Here is an 18,465-nt window from a genome sequence, read left to right on the forward strand (position 1 = left end):
GCGTGCGGCCGTGGCCGATGCTCCCCTGACCGATGTGTCCGACGGCGACGTGCCGACAGCCGGCAGCCCGCGCGCCGGTCTGCTGCTGCGGTCGGAGGATGCGCCTCCCGCGCGAACGCTGATCGACATCCTGACGGAGACGGCGCGCCGTTTCCCCGATGCCTCCGCGCTGGAGGACGCCGCGGGAGCGCTGAGCTATCGCGAACTCCTGGCGCGGGTCGCGGCCGGCGCAGGCCGTCTGCGCGAGCACGGCGTGAGCCGGGGCGACCGGGTCGGCGTGCGGATGAGCTCGGGCAGCCGGGAGCTGTACCTGGCGATCCTCAGCGTGCTCGCGGCCGGCGCGGCGTACGTGCCGGTGGACGCCGACGACCCGCAGGAGCGCGCCGACCTCGTCTTCGGTGAGGCCGCCGTCCGGGCGGTCCTGACCGATGCCGGACTGGTCCTGGCGGGCGAGGACGCGCCGCAGCAGGTGCTCCGCGACGCGCCGCATCCCTCGACGGCTGCGCTCCCCGTCGTCGCCCCTCCGGAGCCGCAGGACGACGCGTGGATCATCTTCACGTCCGGCTCCACGGGAACGCCGAAGGGCGTCGCCGTGCGCCACCGGTCCGCGGCCGCGTTCGTGGACGCCGAATCCCGGCTGTTCCTGCAGGAGGAGCCGATGGGCCCGCAGGATCGCGTGCTCGCCGGGCTCTCGGTCGCGTTCGACGCATCCTGTGAGGAGATGTGGCTGGCCTGGGCGCACGGCGCCTGCCTCGTGCCCGCACCGCGCGCGCTCGTCCGTACCGGGATGGACCTCGGCCCCTGGCTCTCCGCCCGCCGCATCACCGTGGTCTCCACCGTCCCGACCCTCGCGGCGCTGTGGCCGGTGGATGCGCTGGACAACGTCCGGCTGCTCATCTTCGGCGGGGAGGCGTGCCCGCCGGAGCTGGTGAGCCGGCTCGCCGTACCGGGGCGCGAGGTGTGGAACACGTACGGGCCGACGGAGGCGACCGTCGTCGCATGCGCGGCACCGCTGGTCGCGGGCGAGCCCGTGCGCATCGGGTTGCCGCTCGACGGCTGGGATCTGGCGGTGGTGGATTCGGAGGGCCGCCCGGTCGCGGACGGCGAGAGCGGCGAGCTCGTCATCGGCGGCGTCGGCCTCGCCCGCTACCTCGATCCGGCGAAGGACGCGGAGAAGTACGCGCCGATGCCCACGCTCGGCTGGGAGCGCGCGTACCGGAGCGGCGACCTGGTGCGGTTCGACCCGGCCGGGCTGTTCTACCAGGGCCGCGCCGACGACCAGGTGAAGGTCGGCGGCAGGAGGATCGAGCTGGGCGAGGTGGAGTCGGCGCTGCAGCAGCTTCCCGGCGTCTCCGGTGCCGCGGCCGCGGTTCGCCGTTCCGCCGCGGGCAACGACATCCTGGTCGGCTACCTGGCCGTGCCGGATGCCGCATCCTTCGACCGCGCGGCCTCGCTCGCCCAGCTGCGCGAGACGCTTCCCGCCGCGCTCGTTCCGCTGCTCGCCGTGATCGACGAGCTTCCGGTGCGCACCTCCGGCAAGGTGGACAAGGCCGCGCTGCCGTGGCCGCTGGAGGACACCGCGTCCGACGGCGCGACCACGGACGACCCGGTGGCAGCCGCGCTGGCGGACGACTGGCGCAGCGTCCTCGGGCTGCCGGTCACCGGCCCTGACGACAACTTCTTCGACCTGGGCGGAGGTTCGTTGGCGGCGGCGCAGCTGGTGTCGTTGATCCGCCGGCGGCATCCCGACATCACCGTCGCCGACGTGTACGCGACGCCGCGTTTCGGGGCGATGGCGCAGGCGCTGGCGGAGAGCTCGCCGTCGTCGTCGGCCGCGTCCACGCACGTGGTCCCGCCGACCCCGCTGCGAATGCGTGCACTGCAGACCGTCCTCGGCATCCCGCTGTTCATCCTCGGCGGCATCCGCTGGCTGCTGTATCTGCTGGCCGCGTCCGCGCTGCTGCGGCCTTTTGGCGGGTTCGACGTGCTGCCCGCGGCCGACCCGGTCTGGCTCATCCTCGGGCTCGTCGTGTTCGTCACGCCCTGGGGGCGTATGGCGATCGCGGTGGTCGCCGCCCGGCTGCTCCTGCTCGGGGTGCGGGCGGGCGACCATCCCCGTGGCGGCGGCGTGCACCTCCGGCTGTGGCTGGCCGAGCAGGTCGCCCACCAGATCGGCGCCGCCAGCCTCGCGGGAGCCCCGTGGATCCTGTACTACGCCCGCGCGCTCGGTGCGACGATCGACCGCGGCGTCGACCTCCACACCCTGCCGCCGGTGACCGGGATGCTGCGGATCGGCGCCGGCGCCTCCATCGAGCCGGAGGTCGACCTGGCCGGCTACTGGATCGACGGCGACGTCGTGCGGATCGGCGAGATCCGCATCGGCGCCGGCAGCTCGGTCGGCGCACGCAGCTCGCTCATGCCCGGCACCAAGATCGGCCGCAACGCGACCGTGGCCCCGGGGTCGGCCGTGTTCGGCCGGGTGCCCGCGGGCCAGAACTGGTCGGGCTCGCCCGCCGTCCGCGTCGGCCGGGCGCACGACTGGTGGCCGCAGGAGCGGCCGCAACGCCGGACCCGCTGGCTCGCCGCGTACGCGCTGTCGTCGATCGTCGTCTCGCTCGTCCCGGTTGTCGCCCTCGCGGCGGGTGCCGCGGTGGTCGCCGCCTTCCTCCGTGGTGCGGCCGGCTGGGGCGACGTGATCGCCCGCGCTGCGGCCGGCCTGGTTCCCGGCACGCTCGTCGCCGGCGTCGTGCTCGCCGCGCTGGTCGTCGTGCTGGTCAGGCTGCTCGGCATCGGGATGCGCGAGGGCATCTACCCGGTCCGCAGCAGGACGGGGTGGCAGGCGTGGTCGACGGAGCGTCTGCTCGACCAGGCCCGCACGATGCTCTTCCCGCTGTACTCGAGCCTGTTCACTCCGGTCTGGCTGCGGATGCTCGGTGCCCGAGTGGGCTCCGATGTCGAGGCATCGACCGTGCTGCTCCTCCCCCGCATGACCCGCATCCGCGACGGCGCGTTCCTCGCCGACGACACGCTCGTGGCGTCGTACGAGCTCGGCGGCGGATACGTCCGCATCGCCGCGGTCGACATCGGGGCGCGCGCCTTCCTCGGAAACTCGGGAATGGCCGGAGCGGGCAACCGGGTCCCTCGTGACGGCCTGGTCGCCGTGCTGTCGTTCGCGCCGCGCAAGGCGAAGGCCGGCACGTCGTGGCTGGGTTCTCCGCCCGTGAAGCTCCGCCGCCAGACGCAGGACGCCGACCTCTCGCGCACCTTCGAGCCGCCGACGCGCCTGCGGGTCGCCCGCACCGCGTGGGAGCTGCTGCGGATCGTGCCCGTGATCGTCACCTGCGCCATCGGCCTGGCCGTCGTCATCGCGCTGGGCGCCGTGGACGTGGCCTGGGGTCCGATCTGGGCGATCATCCTGAGCGGGCCCGTCCTCCTGCTCGCGGGCGCCGTCGCCGCAGCGCTCAGCACCGCCGCCAAGTGGGCGCTGATCGGGAGGCTGAAGCCGGGCGAGCATCCCCTCTGGTCGTCGTTCGTGTGGCGCAGCGAGGTGTCCGACACGTTCACAGAGATGGTCGCGGCGCCCTGGTTCGCCTGGGCGGCCTCCGGGACCCCCGCGCTGGTGTGGTGGCTGCGCAGCCTCGGCGCACGGATCGGCTCCGGCGTCTGGATCGACAGCTACTGGCTCCCGGAGGCCGATCTGGTCACGCTGGGCGACGCATCCACCGTCAATCGGGGCTGCGTCGTGCAGACGCACCTGTTCCATGATCGAATCATGAGCATGGACCAGGTCACCATCGAACGCGGCGGAACGCTCGGGCCGCACAGCGTCATCCTGCCCGCAGCCGATATCGGCGCCGACGCGACCGTCGGGCCCGCCTCCCTCGTGATGCGCGGCGAGACCGTCCCCGCGGGCAGCCGCTGGAGCGGCAACCCGATCGGTCCGTGGCGCGAAGTCGTCGTGCGCGAGTACCGGGCGCGGGCCGGCGGATGAGCGACGGAGCACCGCACACCTACCTGCCGCGCTCCGGCACCCACGACTTCTCGGTCCTCCGGTACGACCTCGACCTCGACTACCGGGTGACGACGAACCGGTTGGATGCGACGGCGCTGATCCGCGCGCGGGCCGACGTCCCGCTGACGGCGATCGTGCTGGACCTCGTCCATCTCAAGGCCAAGAAGGTGCGGGTGGACGGGCAGAAGCGCGCCCGGTTCAGCCAGAGCGCGACGCACCTCCGCATCCTTCCGGCGTCGCCCATCCCGGCCGGCGAGGAGTTCATCGTCGAGATCGCTTACGACGGCTCGCCCGTGCCGCGCAGGACCCGCTGGGGCACGCTCGGCTGGGAGGAGCTGACCGACGGGGTCATCGTGGCCTCGCAGCCCTCCGGAGCGCCCACCTGGTTCCCGTGCAACGACCGGCCCTCCGACCGCGCCGCCTACGGCATCCGCGTGACGACCGAACAGGCGTACACGGTGCTCGCGACCGGCGAGCCAACCGGGCACGGCGTCAGCGGAGGGCGCGGGACGTGGACGTTCGAGCGCGAGGAGCCGACGGCGACCTACCTCGCGTCGGTGCAGATCGGCCGCTACACGCTCGAACCGCGGCGGACGGCCGGTGTGGAGTGGGTGGTCGCCTATCCGCCCGCTCTCGCACGCCGCGTGCTGCACGACTTCGAACCCGTCGGGCGGATGCTGGAGCGCTTCCAGACGCTGTTCGGGCCGTACCCGTTCCCGTCGTACACGGTCGTCGTCACGGAGGATGCGCTGGAGATCCCGCTCGAATCCCAGGCGATGGCGACCTTCGGGTCGTCGCACGCCGACGGCCGGAGCGGCTCGGAACGCCTGGTCGCCCATGAGCTGGCGCACCAGTGGTTCGGCAACAGCGTCGGGCTCGCCTCCTGGCACGACATCTGGCTGAACGAGGGGTTCGCCTGTTACGCCGAGTGGCTGTGGTCGGAGGTCTCCGGCGGGATGTCCGCGGCGGCGCACGCGCGCATCCACCACGCCGCTCTGCGCGTCACGCCCGGCGACCTGCTGCTCGGCGACCCGGGGCCGGACTCGATGTTCGACGACCGCGTGTACAAGCGGGGCGCGTGCCTGCTGCACGCACTCAGGCTGCGGCTGGGCGACGACGTGTTCTTCGAGCTGTTGCGGACCTGGACGCGGGAGAACCGGTTCGGGACGGTCACGAGCGCCGATTTCGAGGCACTCGCGGAGCGGTTCTCGGAGGAGCCGCTCGGCGGTTTCTTCGATGCCTGGCTGCGGGAGACGCGGCTGCCGTCGCTCGGGCGCTGAACTCGCGGCGCGGTCACACCGTGCGACGTAAGCCCGTCGCCACGGTGATCAGGCAGTCGCCCGCGCGCGTGGTGCGCAGCGTGTAGAGGCGGCCGTCGAGGCGCGCGGAGAGCCGCCCGACACGCACGGCACCGGGATCCCGTCGCAGCCCCCTCCCGTCGGCTTTGAGCACGGCCTCGACGGCCGTCCACCGACGTCCGGGGTCGCCGTGGCCGGGAGCGAGCTCGTCGATCGCCTGTGCGCGCCCGCGCAGAGCGCCCATTGTCTCCGCGTCGATGCCGACGGGATACCGGGCAGCGACCGCGAACGCCTGTCCGTCCGCGTGCGAGACCGAGACGGAGAGGCGCCCGGACCCGTCCACGACCACCGGCCGGCCGTGCGACAGTCCGCAGTCCGGGCAGGTCGCGTCGATGCGCGCATCCGGGGCTCCCGCATCGCTCAGCGCGCGCTGGAGGGCTGCCCGCCCCGCGACGAAGGCCGCGAGACCGTCGAGGTCGTGGTGCAGCGACGACAGCCGCGCGAGATCGCCCTCCGAGAGACGGGATGCGACGCGCGCGACGAGGGCGGCATCCACTGAGCGATGCGGGACGATGACGAGGGCGGGCATCGCACCTCCGTCCCGTGTGCCGGTCGTGACGATGCTAGCGCGCTGCGCGTCGACGGCAGAGAAGTGCGGGCCGCCGGTCTCGCTTCCGACGGCCCGCAGCTGGGGGGCGGGACTCAGCGGGCGGTACCGCCGGTGCCGTCGTCGAAACGGGGCGCCTCGTGACGTGCAGCACGGCGCGGCGAGTCGTCCACCGCCGCGTTCGGGTCCTGCGGCCGGTCGGCGACAGGTGCCGCATCGGGATCGGGAGCGGGAGCGGCCGGTGCCGCGGTCGTCCCGGGTGCGGCGGCCGGAGCCGCCGTCGTGCCGGGTGCGGCCGCCGGTGCAGCGGTGTCGGCACGCGCGCCGTCGTCGACGCGGTTGCCGTGACGGTCGGTGCGCACGTCGGGGTCCACATGGTCGGCGCGGCGCAGGGCCTCCTCCGACTCGGTACGGGCGTCGGCGGCAGCGCTCTGACGCTCCTCCGCCTCCCGACGCAGACGTTCGGCGTCGACCTCGGCCTGCTTCGCATCGGCGGCGGCCCGGGCGGCCTTCGCCTCGCGCTCGCGCGCCTCGAGTTCGGTCTGCGCGGCAGACTGCCGCATCTCCTCCGCCTTACGACGATCCGCCTCGCGCTTGCGGTTGCGGCCCACCGTGGCGGCGATGATGGCGATCACGATGATGACGACCACCACGACGACGATGAGGACGATCCATCCGGTTGTGTTCATGCCGTGTCACGGTACCCCCGGCTCCCGGAATAGCTAGGGGATTGAACCATCCGACCGGACGGATACCGGCGGATGGAGTGGCACGACCCAGTTCTCGTCGCTGTAGTCGTCCTTGTACACGGCCAGTCGGGTGAACCCGACGACCGACCGCCAGGCGTCTCCGAAGCGGAACCGGCTCGAACCGGTCTCGTGCGACTCACTGAGCACGACGGGCACCTCGACGACCCGGAGCCCCTGCTGCTCGGCCGCGAGCACGAGCTCCGTCGTCCACATCAGGCCGGACTCCCGCGACACCACCGCGAGCGAGCGGCACCAGTCGCCGTCGGCCCAGATGGTGCCCTGGCTGTCGCCGACCTTCGACTGCAGCAGCGCCTCACGGAGGAACCGGAAGATGCGCGACTGCACCGAACGCCGCCAGGAGCGGCGCACGCGCGAGTCGGGGTGCGCCTTCGATCCGATGGCGACCACGACGTCGTCCGGCAGCTGCTCGAACTGCTCGTAATCGGACATCCCGAACGGGAGGTCGTCGGCCGTCAGCAGGACGCGGTTCCCACGGCTGTTCATGACTCCGGTGCGCAGGGCCTCGCCCAGGCCCGGCTGGGACTGCCGCAAGACGAGCTGGGGGATGCCGGACCACGACGCCTGCTCACGCTGCAACATCTCCCAGGTGTCGTCGGTGGAGCCGTTCTCGACGACGATGATCTCGTCGCGGGAGGTCAGGGCGGCGCCGAGGGTGGCCAGTGTCCCGCCGAGCACGGCCGAGCCGTTGCGGGTGGGGACGATCACGCTGAGGCGGACGGGCGACTCCGACCGAGGCTCGCCGGGCAGCGCGCGCGTGCTCAGGCGGTTGCGCTCCGAAGCCCGCACGTGTGCCGGCATCGACGTGAGCGACCAGACGAGACCGCCGAGGCTGATCGCGACGAGGATGCTCAGGGCCGCGGTGAGCTCGGAGTAGTAGTACAGCAGCGGCATCACGAGCACCGGTGGGATGAGACCGAGCAAGATCGTGGGGATCGTCACGGCGATCGCCGCCCCCAGCGGCCGGCGTTGCGGCGCCCGTCTCATCAGTGCCAGCACGAGTCCGACGAGGATGAAGGCGAGCATCGCCCCGAAGTGCTTGACCACGTAGAGGAACTTCTGCAGGTAGAGCTTCGCGACCGTGAGCGGGTGCTCCTTGACCTGGTCGAGGTAGAGGTCCTTGATGATCAGGTCGTACTTGTCGCTCGCGATCACGACGTCCGGGTCGACGGCGCGCGCCTTGTCCCAGCCGAACTTGTCCGACCACACGATGCCGAGCGGCGACGGCTGGCCGGTGATCGGCTGCGGGTAGGCGAGGCCGAGGTACAGCGGATGCCACGTGCCGTGCGCGTTCGGGAGATCCGCCATGCTCTGGCCCGTCGTCGCGCTGCGTGCGGCGTTCAGGCCCGTCATCGTCGCCGTCTGCAGCCCGAAGGTGAGGACGACCGCGACCACGGCGGCTCCGAGCCCGGCCAGCCAGCGCCACTTCTTCCGCACGTGCAGCCACCACAGCACGCCCACACCGGCCGCGATGCCCATCCCGGACAGCGAGCGGGAGAGGTCGCCGATCGCCGCAAGCACGACGAATCCGCAGCTCACCGCGATGAGGAGGCTGGTTCGGAGCCGGAAGGTGCAGAAAAGCACCAGCAGAGAGAGCGACAGGAAGGCGATGGACGCGGCGATGCCGTACAAGGCGTAGACCCGCGTGGTGCTCACCGAGTCGGACAGGCCGTACTCCGTGCCCGCGAGGATGGTGCCGTTGTTCAGCAGCCACATCAGCGGAGGCAGCAGCACGACGGCGTACCCGGCCCTGGCTCGCTTGAAGATACGAGCGACGGCGGTCGGAAGCCAGAGCAGCGGCAGGGCGACGAGGAGCGCCTCCGCGATGCCCAGCCCCGGGTAGGCCGAGGCGGAGTGCGTGACGAGGCTCATCAGGCTGGCGACGATATACGCGCCGGGGTCGTCATCCCAGGCGGCGGAGACCCACGGGCCGGGCGCCGGGACCTGCGTGTAGTAGGAGCCGGAGTGCACGGCCTTGATGAGCAGCGTCCCGGTTTCGCGGAACGCGTCGTAGGTCGCCTGCAGCTCGTCCGAGCGCGCCGGGTGCCACGGCAGCGCCGGCATGTTGATGACGACGATGAACGAGAGGACGCTCAGCACCACCCCGACGAGGATGAGGAAGATGCTGGTGGATCGTGGCCACAGACGGTTCGCCGAATCGGCTCTGATCTGGAGAGACATGCTGGAGCGGAAATCCTCGCGGTGGTCGTGCCCGATGGGGCGCCTCGGGTGCCGGCCTGTCCGAACACCCCCGCGGAGTCTAACAGCGGGCCGCACGCGCCCTGGTCATCCGCGCGGCGTCTCCACGAGCCCCTGCGTCTCCGCGCCGGACGCGCGGCCCTTTGTCCTCCGCAACTCCACGACGATCCCGACGACGACGAGGACGGCAGCGATCACCGATGTGCAGATGACGATCGCGGAGACCGATTGATGCGCCCACAGGGAGACGACCACCACCTGGCAGATCAGCGCGCAGCCGGTGAGGATGCCCAGAGCGCGCGCCTCCGACGAAAAACCTGCATAGAGGATCACCTGGACGACGGCGAACAGGCTGCCTTCGAGCGCGAACAGCCACGCGAGCGACGCGAACTCCGCGTACTTGTCGCCTCCGATCAGCCACACGAGCGGACCGGCGAGGACGGCGGCTCCGACGGTCGCCACCGCCCCGATCGCGGCCGACAGACCGGTCGCAAGGGCGAACGCGTGGCGCATCGTCCCCGCCGACATCTTCGGGAAGAACACCGTGATCACGGCATAGGGGAGGAAGAAGGCGATCTTCGCCACAAGGGAGCCCAGCGCGTACTCCCCCGACCCCGTCCCGTCGAGGAAGATGCGAGCGAGCAGGAGGTCGACGTTGGAGAGGGCGTACAGCGCGACGAGCGAACCCGTCGTCGCGGCGAACTCCCGGGCGAGCCGCGGCGTCAGTCGCAGCCGGGGCCGCGATGGCCCCGCGATGATGACGGCGGCGACGGTGCCCGCGATGCTCCCGACCAGGATCCCCGCGCAGGCCGAGGTCACATCCGGGTGGATGAAGAGGGCGACGATTCCTCCGGCGGCACGGAGGCAGCCGATCGCGGCGTACGCGTACCCGTAGTGGCCGTGGCGCTCGTTCCCCTGCACCAGACCGAGCGCTCCGAACCCCATCACCGACGCAGCCACCGAAAGCACAGTGAGGGCGACGGCGGCGAACGGGACGTCGAAGAGCACGGCCAGCGGCCAGCTGAGGGCGAGCCCCACGACAGCGATCAGAGCGGTGAGGCGTAGGCCGAGGGATACGACGGCCGCCCGCTCCTGGTCTTCTCCCGGCCCCGAGCTCGCGATGCGGCGTGCCGCGACCGCCTGAATGCCGAGTGCTGCGGTCCCCCCGATGATCGACACGCTGAGCATCGCCCCGAGCGCCCCGTACTCGGGCACACTCATGAGCCGTGCAGCGAACATCGACAGCAGGTACGACGCCGCGTTCGCGAGCATGGTGGCGACACCGACGAGGAGGATTCCGCCGGCGATGGCACGACGGGTCTGACTCACCCGAGGACTCTACCAGCCCGCCCGTCGTCCCCTCCGCTCACTGCGCCCGACCGTCGTGCCGAGTGCCCGCTCTTGTCAGGCGAGAAGTAGGGCGGACGGGACTTGAACCCGTGACCGAGGAATTATGAGTTCCCTGCTCTGACCAGCTGAGCTACCGCCCCGATCGTGCGCCGGCTCCGGTCACTCGGGAGCGGGCACGCTGGGGGCCGCGTCCGTCACCGGCTCGGCCACCGGCTCCCCACGATACAGGCTTTCGAAGGTGCTGATCGTGGTCTGGATGTCGTGCGCGGCGACGATGCGGAGGGACGCGCGCTTGAGCACATCCAGCTCCTCCTGGGGCAGCCGCAGCACGCTCTCCAGCTTGTCCGCGAGGTCCTGCGCGTCGCCCGGGCGGAACAGGTGCCCGTTCTCGCCCTCGTGGACCAGGTGCGGCAGCGCCATGGCGTCGGCGGCGACCACCGGGAGGGCGGAGGCCATGGCCTCCATCGTCGCGATCGACTGGAGTTCGGCGATCGACGGCATCGCGAAGACCGTTGCGCGCGTGTACGCCTGGCGCAGCTCCTCGTCGCTCACGTAGCCGAGGAACTCGACGCGGTCGGCGATACCGAGCGTCTCGGCCATCGACTGCAGGTTCTTGAGCTGGTCGCCGCCGCCGACGATCTGCAGGCGCGCGTCGAGGTCCTCGGGCAGCAGCTTGACCGCGTTGAGCAGCACGTCGATGTGCTTCTCGCCGGTGACACGGCCGACGAACAGGATGCGGTTGCCGGTGCGCGGGGTGAAGTCGGGGGTGTAGTTGTGGGCGTCGATGCCGCACGACACCGCGTGGACGCCACGGAGGCCGGTGGACGCCTCGAGGAACTCGGCCGCCTTGCGGGTGGGCGTCGTGACCGACTCTGCGCGGTCGAAGCTCTTGCGGGCGTCCGCCCAGGCCAGCCTGACGAACGTCTTGCGCAGGAACTTCGGCAGCAGCGTGAACTCGACGATGTTGTCCGCCATGACGTGGTTCGTCGCGACGATGCGGATGCCGCGCTTCTCGGCCTCGGCCGCGAGACCACGACCGACGACGATGTGCGACTGGAAGTGCACGACATCCGGCTTCACCTCGTCGAGCACCCGGCGCGCGTTCGCCTTGCTCATCCACGGAAGGGCGAACCGCAGCCAGTCGTGCGGGTACCAGCGCCAGCTGCGGAGCCGGTGCGCCGTCATCTTCTGGCCTTCGTGCTCCTCGATCCACGTGCCGTGCTTGCGGCTCGCGGCCGGCGCGACGATGTGCACGTCGTGGCCGTGCTCGACCAGGCCGGCGGCGAGGCGCTCGGCGAAACGTGCAGCGCCGTTGACGTCGGGGGCGAAGGTGTCGCACCCCATCACGATGGTCAGCGGCTTCTTCTCAGCCGGGGCGGCAGGGGTGGGATGCGGTCCGCTCGAGTCAGGCACGTGGTTCGTTCCCTCGGTCGTGGGCTTCGGATGGCGAATCCGGCGACGGCGTTCGCGGCCCGGGCGGATGGTCGCGCCCGGTCGTTCAACGGCCTAGTCTAAGCGGGTTTGCTCCGCGGCGTCGGCAATGCGGTCGGCTACCGGCGCGTCCGACGCGCTCTGCGGATGGTACTTCGCCAGTTGGAACACGCCGAGGATGGCGACCGCGCCCGTCAGCGCGAACCCGACCATGGCCCACCAGGGCGCCCCGGCCGCCTCATTGAGCACCAGGATGCCGATCGTGACGGCGACCAGCGGGTCGATGACCGTGAGGCCGGCGATGACCAGGTCCGGCGGGCCGGACGAGTAGGCGTTCTGCACGAAGTAGGCGCCGAGCACCGCGGCGAGCAGCAGCGCGACGATGCAGGCGACCAGCAGCCAGTCCCACTCCTGATTCGAGATGCGGTCGATGGCGACCTTGGCGAGCGTTGCGACGAAGCCGTAGAGCACGCCGGCGCCGACGATGTAGATGATCGCCTTGAACTTGTGGCGCAGGAACCAGAACAGGGTGCCGAACGCGATCAGCACGACGGCGAGGATGATCAGGATGACGATCAGCGCGCGACTGGTGACCGGCAGATCCCGCGCGAACACGGCAGCAAGCAGCACGAACGCGCCGACGCCGCTGACGCACAGGGTGACCGCGATCACGGATTGATGGTTGAGCTTCACCCCGCTGACCCGCGCGTTGAGGATGCTCGTGATCACGAGACCGACCACGCCGAGCGGCTGCACCAGGATGATCGGCGACAGCTTCAGGCTGACCAGCTGGAAGACGATGGCGAGGCCGAGCAGCAGCGTCCCGATCACCCAGGACGGGCGGGCGAGCAGACGACCCATCTGGCGGCCGCTGAGTCCGCCGTCCGCGTGGCCCGCTGTCGCCTCGACCTTGGCCACGCCGTGGTGCTGCAGCTGAGCGCCGACGGACAAGAAGCAGGCACCGACGAGCGCGACCGGGATGCCCAGGAGCTGGCTGGGCTGATACGACAGGTCGAACGCGTCCATCAGTTCCGTGCCCACCCCACGACCCTACCGGGAATGATCCGGATAGTCTTGCTGAATGGCCGTCATCCCCATCCGAATCACCGGTGACCCCGTTCTCCACTCCCCCGCTCTCCCCGTCACCGAGATCGACGACGACGTGCGCACCCTGGTCGCCGACATGTTCGAGACGATGGATGAGGCCCCGGGCGTCGGGCTCGCCGCACCTCAGGTGGGTGTGCCGCTCCGCCTGTTCGTCTACGGCTGGACCGACGACGACGGCGTCTCGCACCGCGGTGTCGCGATCAACCCGACGCTGTGGCTGAGCCCGCTGCGCGTCGGCGAGCTGGACGAGGACACCGAGTCGGAGGGATGCCTGTCGTTCCCGGGCGAGCGCTTCCCTCTGCGACGCGCCGAGCGCGCCATCCTGCAGGCAACCGACCTCGACGGCGCCGAGTACGAGGTGCAGGCCACAGGCTGGCTCGCACGGATCTTCCAGCACGAGTACGACCACCTCGACGGGGTGCTCTACGTGGACCGGCTGACGCATCCCTTCGGGAAGGCGGCCCTCAAGACGCAGAAGAAGAACATCTGGGGCGTGCCCGGGCTGAGCTGGCTGCCGGGACGCGACCACCTCGAGGACTGACCCGGCCGCGATCGACGGCCCTGGGACCGACGCTGCTTCGGCGGATTGCGGTCAACGCCGCAGGTCGACCCCGTGGATGCCGTTGTGATGGCGCAGGGCGGGGAACACCGCAGACAGGGTGAAGCCGACCCCGGCGATGGTCTGCGCATTCAGGGTGCCGCCGAATAGGGCGGCACGATCGCGCATCTCGATGATGCCTGCGCCCTCGTAGTGCTCGGTGAGCGCCCGGACGTCGTCGGCGATCGAGTACGCGGTGGCCTGGTCGACGCCCTCGCGGTCGAGACCCAGCCGACGCGCGGCTGCGCGGATGCCGTCGTCCTCGACGCTCACGGCCAGGCCCTCGGGCGTCCAGGCGAAGGCGACCGCCGCGTTCGTGCCGGGACCCCCGTGCTTCAGCGCGTTCTCCAGGCTCGTCTGCAGGATGCGGAAGACGGCGAGCTCGGCACCGGGCCGGAGTTCGAAGCGCTCCCCGCTCTCGGTGAACGTGACCGCGAGCCCGGCGTCGCGCATGACGCGGAACAGGTCGCGTGCCGAGTGGAGACTGGGCTGCGGTGACGAGGCGTCCTGGGCCTCTCGGGCGACGGCCTGCAGCCGGCGGAGGTCGGCCAGAGCATCGCGGGCGGAGGTTTCGAGCACGCCGGCCGATCGCGCGGCCGCTGCGGGGTCGGCGGCAGCGGAGTACCGCACGCCCTCGGCCTGCGTGACGAGCCGCGAGACCGACTGGATGGCCACATCGCCCAGGTCGCCGATGATGCGGAACCGTCCGGCCTGCTCGGCGAGATCGAGCTCGCGGTCGATGCGATCCCACTCCGATTCCTGACGAGTGTCGCGGAGGCGGATGCGGCGGCTGCGCTCCCACAGCCAGAGGCCCAGGAAGACGAGCGCGACGATGCCGAGCGCGGCGGCCGCGATCACCATGACGTCCATCTTCCGTCTCCTTCCGCCGCACGGCTGTGCGGCCCGGTCAACACTACCGGCCCGCACAGCAGGGCGGACGGGACCGGACGCGGCTGTGGATGACTCCGCGTCCGGCCGCCCTGTGGAGAAACCGATCAGGCGCTGTCGCGGTTCGCGCGCAGCACCTCCAGGCGCGCCCGGTACTCCTGCTCGTCGATGTCTCCGTTGGCGTACCGCTGCGCGAGCGTCTTCTCGGCGGAGCGGACGCCGCCGTTCGGGCCCCAGCCGTCGTATCCACCGCGTGCTGCGGCAGCGCGGCGCCAACGTCGACCGGCGAATCCGAAGATGGCGACGAAGACGAGGATCCAGAAGATCGGGATGAAGATCCACCACCAGCCGACGAACGGCGGGCCGTACGCGACGGCGCAGGGCGCGGCGGCGACGACGGTGGCCAGTGAGCTGAGCATGATGCGTGTCCAATCGTGAGTGGTCCGCGCCTATCGCGGACCGACACCCCCAGCCTCGTGGCCCCTCCCCTCCACCGAATCCGCCCCCGGGTGCGTTCCGCCCTACTCCCCCGGGAGCACATTCGTGCCGAATGTGCGCTTAGCGGAGCTCAAAGCGCACATTCGGCACGAATCTCGCGACCCCAGCACGAGAAGCGTGCACTGTCGCATGGGCGGCATGCGGCCGTACGATGCCCGCATGGAGCACGAGGACGGCCGCCACGAGGCCGACGACGAACAGCCGGATGACGCGGTCACCGAGTACGAGAACGACCAGGCGGAGAACCGGGAGTCCTTGGAGCGGGAGGCCGGACTGACGGCGTTCGGCGGCCCGACCTTCGGCCACCTGTTCGACCAGCAGCCCGACGACGGCGGGTTCGACGCCGAGCACAACCCGTGAGCTCGCCGCACGCCGCCCTCATACTTCCTCGGGAGTAGCCCCGAGACACCCGCCGGGGGACGTGACGCCCAGGTGCCCTGGCTAGCATGAGGAGATGCCCTGGAACGCGCCCCTCGATCAGGGAGCGAACGCGCGCTTCGGAGACACCCCCACCGAGCCGCCCGGCTGGGAGCGAACGCCCTGGACCGAACGCGGACGCCCGCGCGGCGCCCGCTGGTTCGCCGTCATCGTCGCCGCTCTCATCCAGCTGCCCTTCATCGTCATTGCGGCTCGGGATGCGTCGCACGACCCGCTGACCCTCGCCTTCTCGCTGCTCGCCTTCGCCTCCTCGTTCGTCCTTCTCGCATCTCCCCGGCATCCCGGCCCCACGGTCGTCGCCGTCGCCGTGCTCTGCGCCCCGGCCATCGCGGTGACCAGCGGACCGCCGTTCTCCGCCGTCCCGCTGGCCTTCGCCGTCGTCACCGCGGTGGTCCGAGGCGCGCGCGTGTGGGCGTGGTGGACGCTCGCGGGCTTCGCCATCGCCGCGCCGGTCGCCGCCTACCTGCTGCGCGGGCAGCCGGCCGCCATGCTGCGGCCCCTGATCGTCGCGCTCATCCTCTGCCTCCTGCTGGGCGTCGGCGAGGCCCTGCGCAACCGCCGGGAGCGGTTCCGGGAGGTCGCCCGGCAGGTCGCGGCACGGCGGGAGGCGGCGGCGGAGGCCGAGCGCCTCCGCATCGCCCGCGAACTCCACGACGTGCTCGCGCACTCGCTCTCGCAGATCAGCGTCCAGGCCGGGGTCGGCCTCCACCTGTTCGACTCCCGTCCGGAGAAGGCCCGCGAGAGTCTGGAGGCGATCAAGACCACCAGCAGCCAGGCACTGGAAGAGGTGCGCGGCGTGCTCGGCTTCCTCCGCGGCACCGAGGAACAGGCTGCCCGCTCCCCCGAGCCCGATCTCACGCGCATCCCGGTCCTCGTGGAGACCTACCAGAAGGCCGGCCTGCGCGTCAGCTACGACACCGACCTGACCTCGACCCCGTCGGCCGCGGCGCAGCTGGCGCTGTACCGGATCGTCCAGGAGTCCCTGACCAACGTCGGCCGGCACGCACAGGCGTCGAGCGTTGCGATCCGCCTCACCGAGATCGACGGCTGGTACGTGCTGACCGTGCGCGACGACGGCCGCGGTCTGCCCACCACCGCGAGCGGAGACGGCCGCACCTCGGCCCAATCCGCCGCCGCGGGCATCGGGCGGGGCGGCCGGGGCATGGTCGGGATGCGCGAGCGCGCCGAGCTGCTCGGTGGCCGCTTCGACGTCCGCCCGGCCGATGGCGGAGGGCTCCTCGTCGAGGCCCGCATCCCGTCCTCGGCACCGCGGACGGCGCCGAGCAGGGCCGCATCGTGATCCGCGTCCTTCTCGCGGACGACCAGCTCCTGGTCCGCGCCGGCTTCCGTGCTCTCCTGGAGGCGGAGGACGACGTCGAGATCGTCGGCGAGGCCGGGACCGGCCGCGCGGCGGTCGACCTCGTGCGCGAGACGCACCCCGACGTCGTGCTGATGGACATCCGGATGCCCGACGGCGACGGGTTGTGGGCGACCGGCGAGATCGTCGGAGACCCGGCCCTCGCGGGCACCCGCATCGTCATCGTGACGACGTTCGAGCTGGACGAGTACGTCGCCCAGGCGATCATCGCCGGCGCCAGCGGCTTCCTGGTGAAGGACACCGAACCGGTGGAGCTCATCCGCGCTGTCCACGTCGTGGCGGACGGCGACGCGCTGCTCTCCCCCGGCGTGACGCGGCGGCTCATCGAGCGCGTGTCGGGCGGCCTCCGACCGGCTCCGGATGCGGCAGCGCTGCAACATCTCACCGACCGCGAACGCGAGGTGCTGACCCTGGTCGCACACGGCCTGACGAACACCGAGATCGGCGAACGCCTCTTTCTCAGCCCGCTCACCGCGAAGACGCACGTGTCGCGGATCATGACGAAGCTGGATGCGCGCGACCGCGTCCACCTCGTCGTCCTGGCTTACGAGACCGGCCTCGTTCAGCCCGGCTGGCAGTAGCTGCGGGCCGCAGATTTGCGCCAAATCGTCGTTCTGCGCGCGCCATAACAGAGATTTGGCGCAAATCGCGGGCTCGAAGGGGCGCACAACGAAAACCCCCGGCCTTCCGAAGAAGACCGGGGGTTTCACAACGCTCCCCGACTTGGACTCGAACCAAGAACCTGCCGGTTAACAGCCGGCTGCTCTGCCAATTGAGCTATCGAGGAATGCTTGATCAGCGAAGCTACTCTAGCAAGGTTCGCGGCCACGGGAGAAATCGGGCGTGCATCCCGCGCGCGTCCAGCCTCAGTACCCTGCCGACGGGTCGACCACCCCCACGAACCGGCCGTCGTCGAGGAAGGCGTGGACGTTCAGACGGATGCGCTCGGCGAGCAGCGGGGCCGTCATCTCGGGGGTGTCCGCCTGGTGCGGCGTGATGATCACGTTCGGCTCGTCCCAGAGGGGATGGCCGTCCGGCAGCGGTTCCGGGTCCGTCACATCGATGCCCGCGCCCGCGATCGTGCCGGAGCGCAGCGCCTCCAGCAGGGCATCCGTGTCGACGAGTCCGCCGCGCGCGATGTTCACCAGGTACGCGGTGTCCTTCATCGCCGCGAACTCGTCCGCGCCGAACAGGTGCCGCGTTCCACCGGTGAGCGCGGCGGCGACGACCACGAGGTCGGCCGAGGGCAGCACCTCGCTGAGCCGGTCGGCGGTCACGGTGCGGACGGCACCCTCCACCGGTGATGCGGTGCGCCGGACGATGGTGACGCGCACACCGAACGGCTCCAGCAGCCGCATCAGCTCCAGGGCGATGCCGCCGGCGCCGACGATGACGACGTCGAGGCCGTACAGCGACCGTCCCTCCTGCTCCGTCGCCCACGACCGGGCACGAACGCGCTTCGGGATCACCCGCAGCAGCGCGAGGCTCAGTACCAGGGCGTGCTCGGCCACCGGCTGCGCGTAGGCACCTTTCGCGCTGGTCCAGATCAGCCCCGGGCGGTCCTCGGTCGCGAGGACGTCGGCGAACGCATCCACTCCGGCCCACGGAAGCTGCACCCAGCCGATTCCGGGATGCGCGTGCAGCACCGCCGGGAAGTCCGCCGCCTGCGTGTTCGACAGCCAGACGACACCGCGGGTGCGCTCGGAGAGCGGCTCGACCGTCCCGCCGGCCGACTCGACGGCATCCACGAAACGCTGCGACGGCTGAGGCAGCACGGCGATCGGTCCGGGCTCCGGCCGCTGGTCCTCGGGAAGCGCGGTCACCTCGACGGCCAGCACGGCCCGGTGATGCGACGGCGCCCCGGTCTGCTCGGTCTCGTCCATTCCCTCTGCGC

Annotated in this window: 15 protein-coding genes and 2 tRNA genes; 6 read left to right on the plus strand and 11 right to left on the minus strand. The window is 71.3% G+C overall.

Going from position 1 to position 18,465, the window contains the following annotated elements; genetic code table 11:
- The first annotated feature begins 10 nt into the window (after positions 1–10).
- A complete protein-coding gene (locus BLR91_RS08485; protein ID WP_089875744.1) occupies positions 11–3,991 on the plus strand; it encodes a Pls/PosA family non-ribosomal peptide synthetase in 3,981 nt (1,326 codons plus the stop codon).
- A complete protein-coding gene (locus BLR91_RS08490) occupies positions 3,988–5,292 on the plus strand; it encodes a M1 family metallopeptidase (protein WP_089875743.1) in 1,305 nt (434 codons plus the stop codon). Before BLR91_RS08485 ends, BLR91_RS08490 begins: the two co-directional genes overlap by 4 nt.
- Before the next feature lie 13 nt (positions 5,293–5,305).
- Here the strand turns inward: BLR91_RS08490 and BLR91_RS08495 are convergent, their stop codons facing one another.
- The 7 genes from BLR91_RS08495 to BLR91_RS08525 all read right to left on the minus strand — a co-directional run bounded on the left by BLR91_RS08495 (position 5,306) and on the right by BLR91_RS08525 (position 12,705).
- Positions 5,306–5,899 (minus strand): 4'-phosphopantetheinyl transferase family protein, encoded by a 594-nt coding sequence (locus BLR91_RS08495; protein WP_089875741.1) that lies wholly within the window; start codon positions 5,897–5,899, stop codon positions 5,306–5,308.
- Positions 5,900–6,012: 113 nt separating this feature from the next.
- On the minus strand, positions 6,013–6,606 hold the full coding sequence (locus BLR91_RS08500; RefSeq protein WP_089875738.1) for a hypothetical protein: 594 nt from the start codon (positions 6,604–6,606) through the stop codon (positions 6,013–6,015).
- A 33-nt stretch (positions 6,607–6,639) separates the two neighbouring features.
- Positions 6,640–8,865: a glycosyltransferase gene (locus BLR91_RS08505; RefSeq protein WP_089875736.1), complete on the minus strand. Its 2,226-nt coding sequence runs from the start codon at positions 8,863–8,865 to the stop codon at positions 6,640–6,642.
- 105 nt (positions 8,866–8,970) lie between these two features.
- The gene (locus tag BLR91_RS08510) at positions 8,971–10,212 is read right to left on the minus strand and encodes a hypothetical protein (RefSeq protein ID WP_089875735.1); all 1,242 of its coding nucleotides are present in this window, start codon (positions 10,210–10,212) and stop codon (positions 8,971–8,973) included.
- Between the two features lie 87 nt (positions 10,213–10,299).
- Positions 10,300–10,373: transfer RNA gene (locus BLR91_RS08515), tRNA-Ile, on the minus strand.
- 19 nt (positions 10,374–10,392) lie between these two features.
- Positions 10,393–11,646, minus strand: coding sequence for a glycosyltransferase (locus BLR91_RS08520; RefSeq protein WP_172823197.1), 1,254 nt, complete (start codon positions 11,644–11,646; stop codon positions 10,393–10,395).
- Between the two features lie 93 nt (positions 11,647–11,739).
- Complete coding sequence (locus BLR91_RS08525; protein ID WP_018190947.1) at positions 11,740–12,705, minus strand: exporter DMT family membrane protein; 966 nt, start codon at positions 12,703–12,705, stop codon at positions 11,740–11,742.
- 40 nt (positions 12,706–12,745) lie between these two features.
- Between BLR91_RS08525 and def the strand changes: the two genes are divergently transcribed.
- On the plus strand, positions 12,746–13,312 hold the full coding sequence (gene def, locus BLR91_RS08530) for a peptide deformylase (protein WP_089875732.1): 567 nt from the start codon (positions 12,746–12,748) through the stop codon (positions 13,310–13,312).
- Positions 13,313–13,363: 51 nt separating this feature from the next.
- On the opposite strand, the gene BLR91_RS08535 is transcribed toward def, so the two are convergent.
- On the minus strand, positions 13,364–14,239 hold the full coding sequence (locus BLR91_RS08535) for a sensor histidine kinase (RefSeq protein WP_089875730.1): 876 nt from the start codon (positions 14,237–14,239) through the stop codon (positions 13,364–13,366).
- 125 nt (positions 14,240–14,364) lie between these two features.
- Positions 14,365–14,676 carry an SHOCT domain-containing protein gene (locus BLR91_RS08540; protein WP_018190944.1) on the minus strand — a complete coding sequence of 104 codons (312 nt, stop codon included), beginning with the start codon at positions 14,674–14,676 and terminating at the stop codon, positions 14,365–14,367.
- 238 nt (positions 14,677–14,914) lie between these two features.
- Between BLR91_RS08540 and BLR91_RS08545 the strand changes: the two genes are divergently transcribed.
- From BLR91_RS08545 to BLR91_RS08555, 3 genes are all read left to right on the plus strand, one after another.
- Positions 14,915–15,115: a hypothetical protein gene (locus BLR91_RS08545; protein WP_018190943.1), complete on the plus strand. Its 201-nt coding sequence runs from the start codon at positions 14,915–14,917 to the stop codon at positions 15,113–15,115.
- Positions 15,116–15,209: 94 nt separating this feature from the next.
- On the plus strand, positions 15,210–16,493 hold the full coding sequence (locus tag BLR91_RS08550) for a histidine kinase (protein WP_089875725.1): 1,284 nt from the start codon (positions 15,210–15,212) through the stop codon (positions 16,491–16,493).
- Positions 16,490–17,152 (plus strand): response regulator transcription factor, encoded by a 663-nt coding sequence (locus BLR91_RS08555; RefSeq protein WP_018190941.1) that lies wholly within the window; start codon positions 16,490–16,492, stop codon positions 17,150–17,152. The genes BLR91_RS08550 and BLR91_RS08555 overlap by 4 nt, the downstream gene beginning before the upstream one ends.
- Before the next feature lie 133 nt (positions 17,153–17,285).
- Here BLR91_RS08555 and BLR91_RS08560 read toward each other — a convergent pair.
- Both BLR91_RS08560 and BLR91_RS08565 read right to left on the minus strand, forming a co-directional pair.
- Positions 17,286–17,358: transfer RNA gene (locus BLR91_RS08560), tRNA-Asn, on the minus strand.
- Positions 17,359–17,437: 79 nt separating this feature from the next.
- Positions 17,438–18,454, minus strand: a complete 1,017-nt coding sequence (locus BLR91_RS08565) for an NAD(P)-dependent oxidoreductase (protein ID WP_020074813.1) — start codon at positions 18,452–18,454, stop codon at positions 17,438–17,440.
- Positions 18,455–18,465: the final 11 nt, after the last annotated feature.

Source organism: Leifsonia sp. 466MF, from assembly GCF_900100265.1.
Taxonomy (GTDB): Bacteria; Actinomycetota; Actinomycetes; order Actinomycetales; family Microbacteriaceae; genus Leifsonia.

Coding starts and splice junctions, on each gene's coding strand:
- BLR91_RS08535 (WP_089875730.1), bottom strand. CDS start 14,239: ATGGACGTCATGGTGATCGCGGCCGCCGCGCTCGGCATCGTCGCGCTC.
- BLR91_RS08565 (WP_020074813.1), bottom strand. CDS start 18,454: ATGGACGAGACCGAGCAGACCGGGGCGCCGTCGCATCACCGGGCCGTG.
- def (WP_089875732.1), top strand. CDS start 12,746: ATGGCCGTCATCCCCATCCGAATCACCGGTGACCCCGTTCTCCACTCC.
- BLR91_RS08550 (WP_089875725.1), top strand. CDS start 15,210: ATGCCCTGGAACGCGCCCCTCGATCAGGGAGCGAACGCGCGCTTCGGA.
- BLR91_RS08500 (WP_089875738.1), bottom strand. CDS start 6,606: ATGAACACAACCGGATGGATCGTCCTCATCGTCGTCGTGGTGGTCGTC.
- BLR91_RS08505 (WP_089875736.1), bottom strand. CDS start 8,865: ATGTCTCTCCAGATCAGAGCCGATTCGGCGAACCGTCTGTGGCCACGA.
- BLR91_RS08495 (WP_089875741.1), bottom strand. CDS start 5,899: ATGCCCGCCCTCGTCATCGTCCCGCATCGCTCAGTGGATGCCGCCCTC.
- BLR91_RS08540 (WP_018190944.1), bottom strand. CDS start 14,676: ATGCTCAGCTCACTGGCCACCGTCGTCGCCGCCGCGCCCTGCGCCGTC.
- BLR91_RS08490 (WP_089875743.1), top strand. CDS start 3,988: ATGAGCGACGGAGCACCGCACACCTACCTGCCGCGCTCCGGCACCCAC.
- BLR91_RS08545 (WP_018190943.1), top strand. CDS start 14,915: ATGGAGCACGAGGACGGCCGCCACGAGGCCGACGACGAACAGCCGGAT.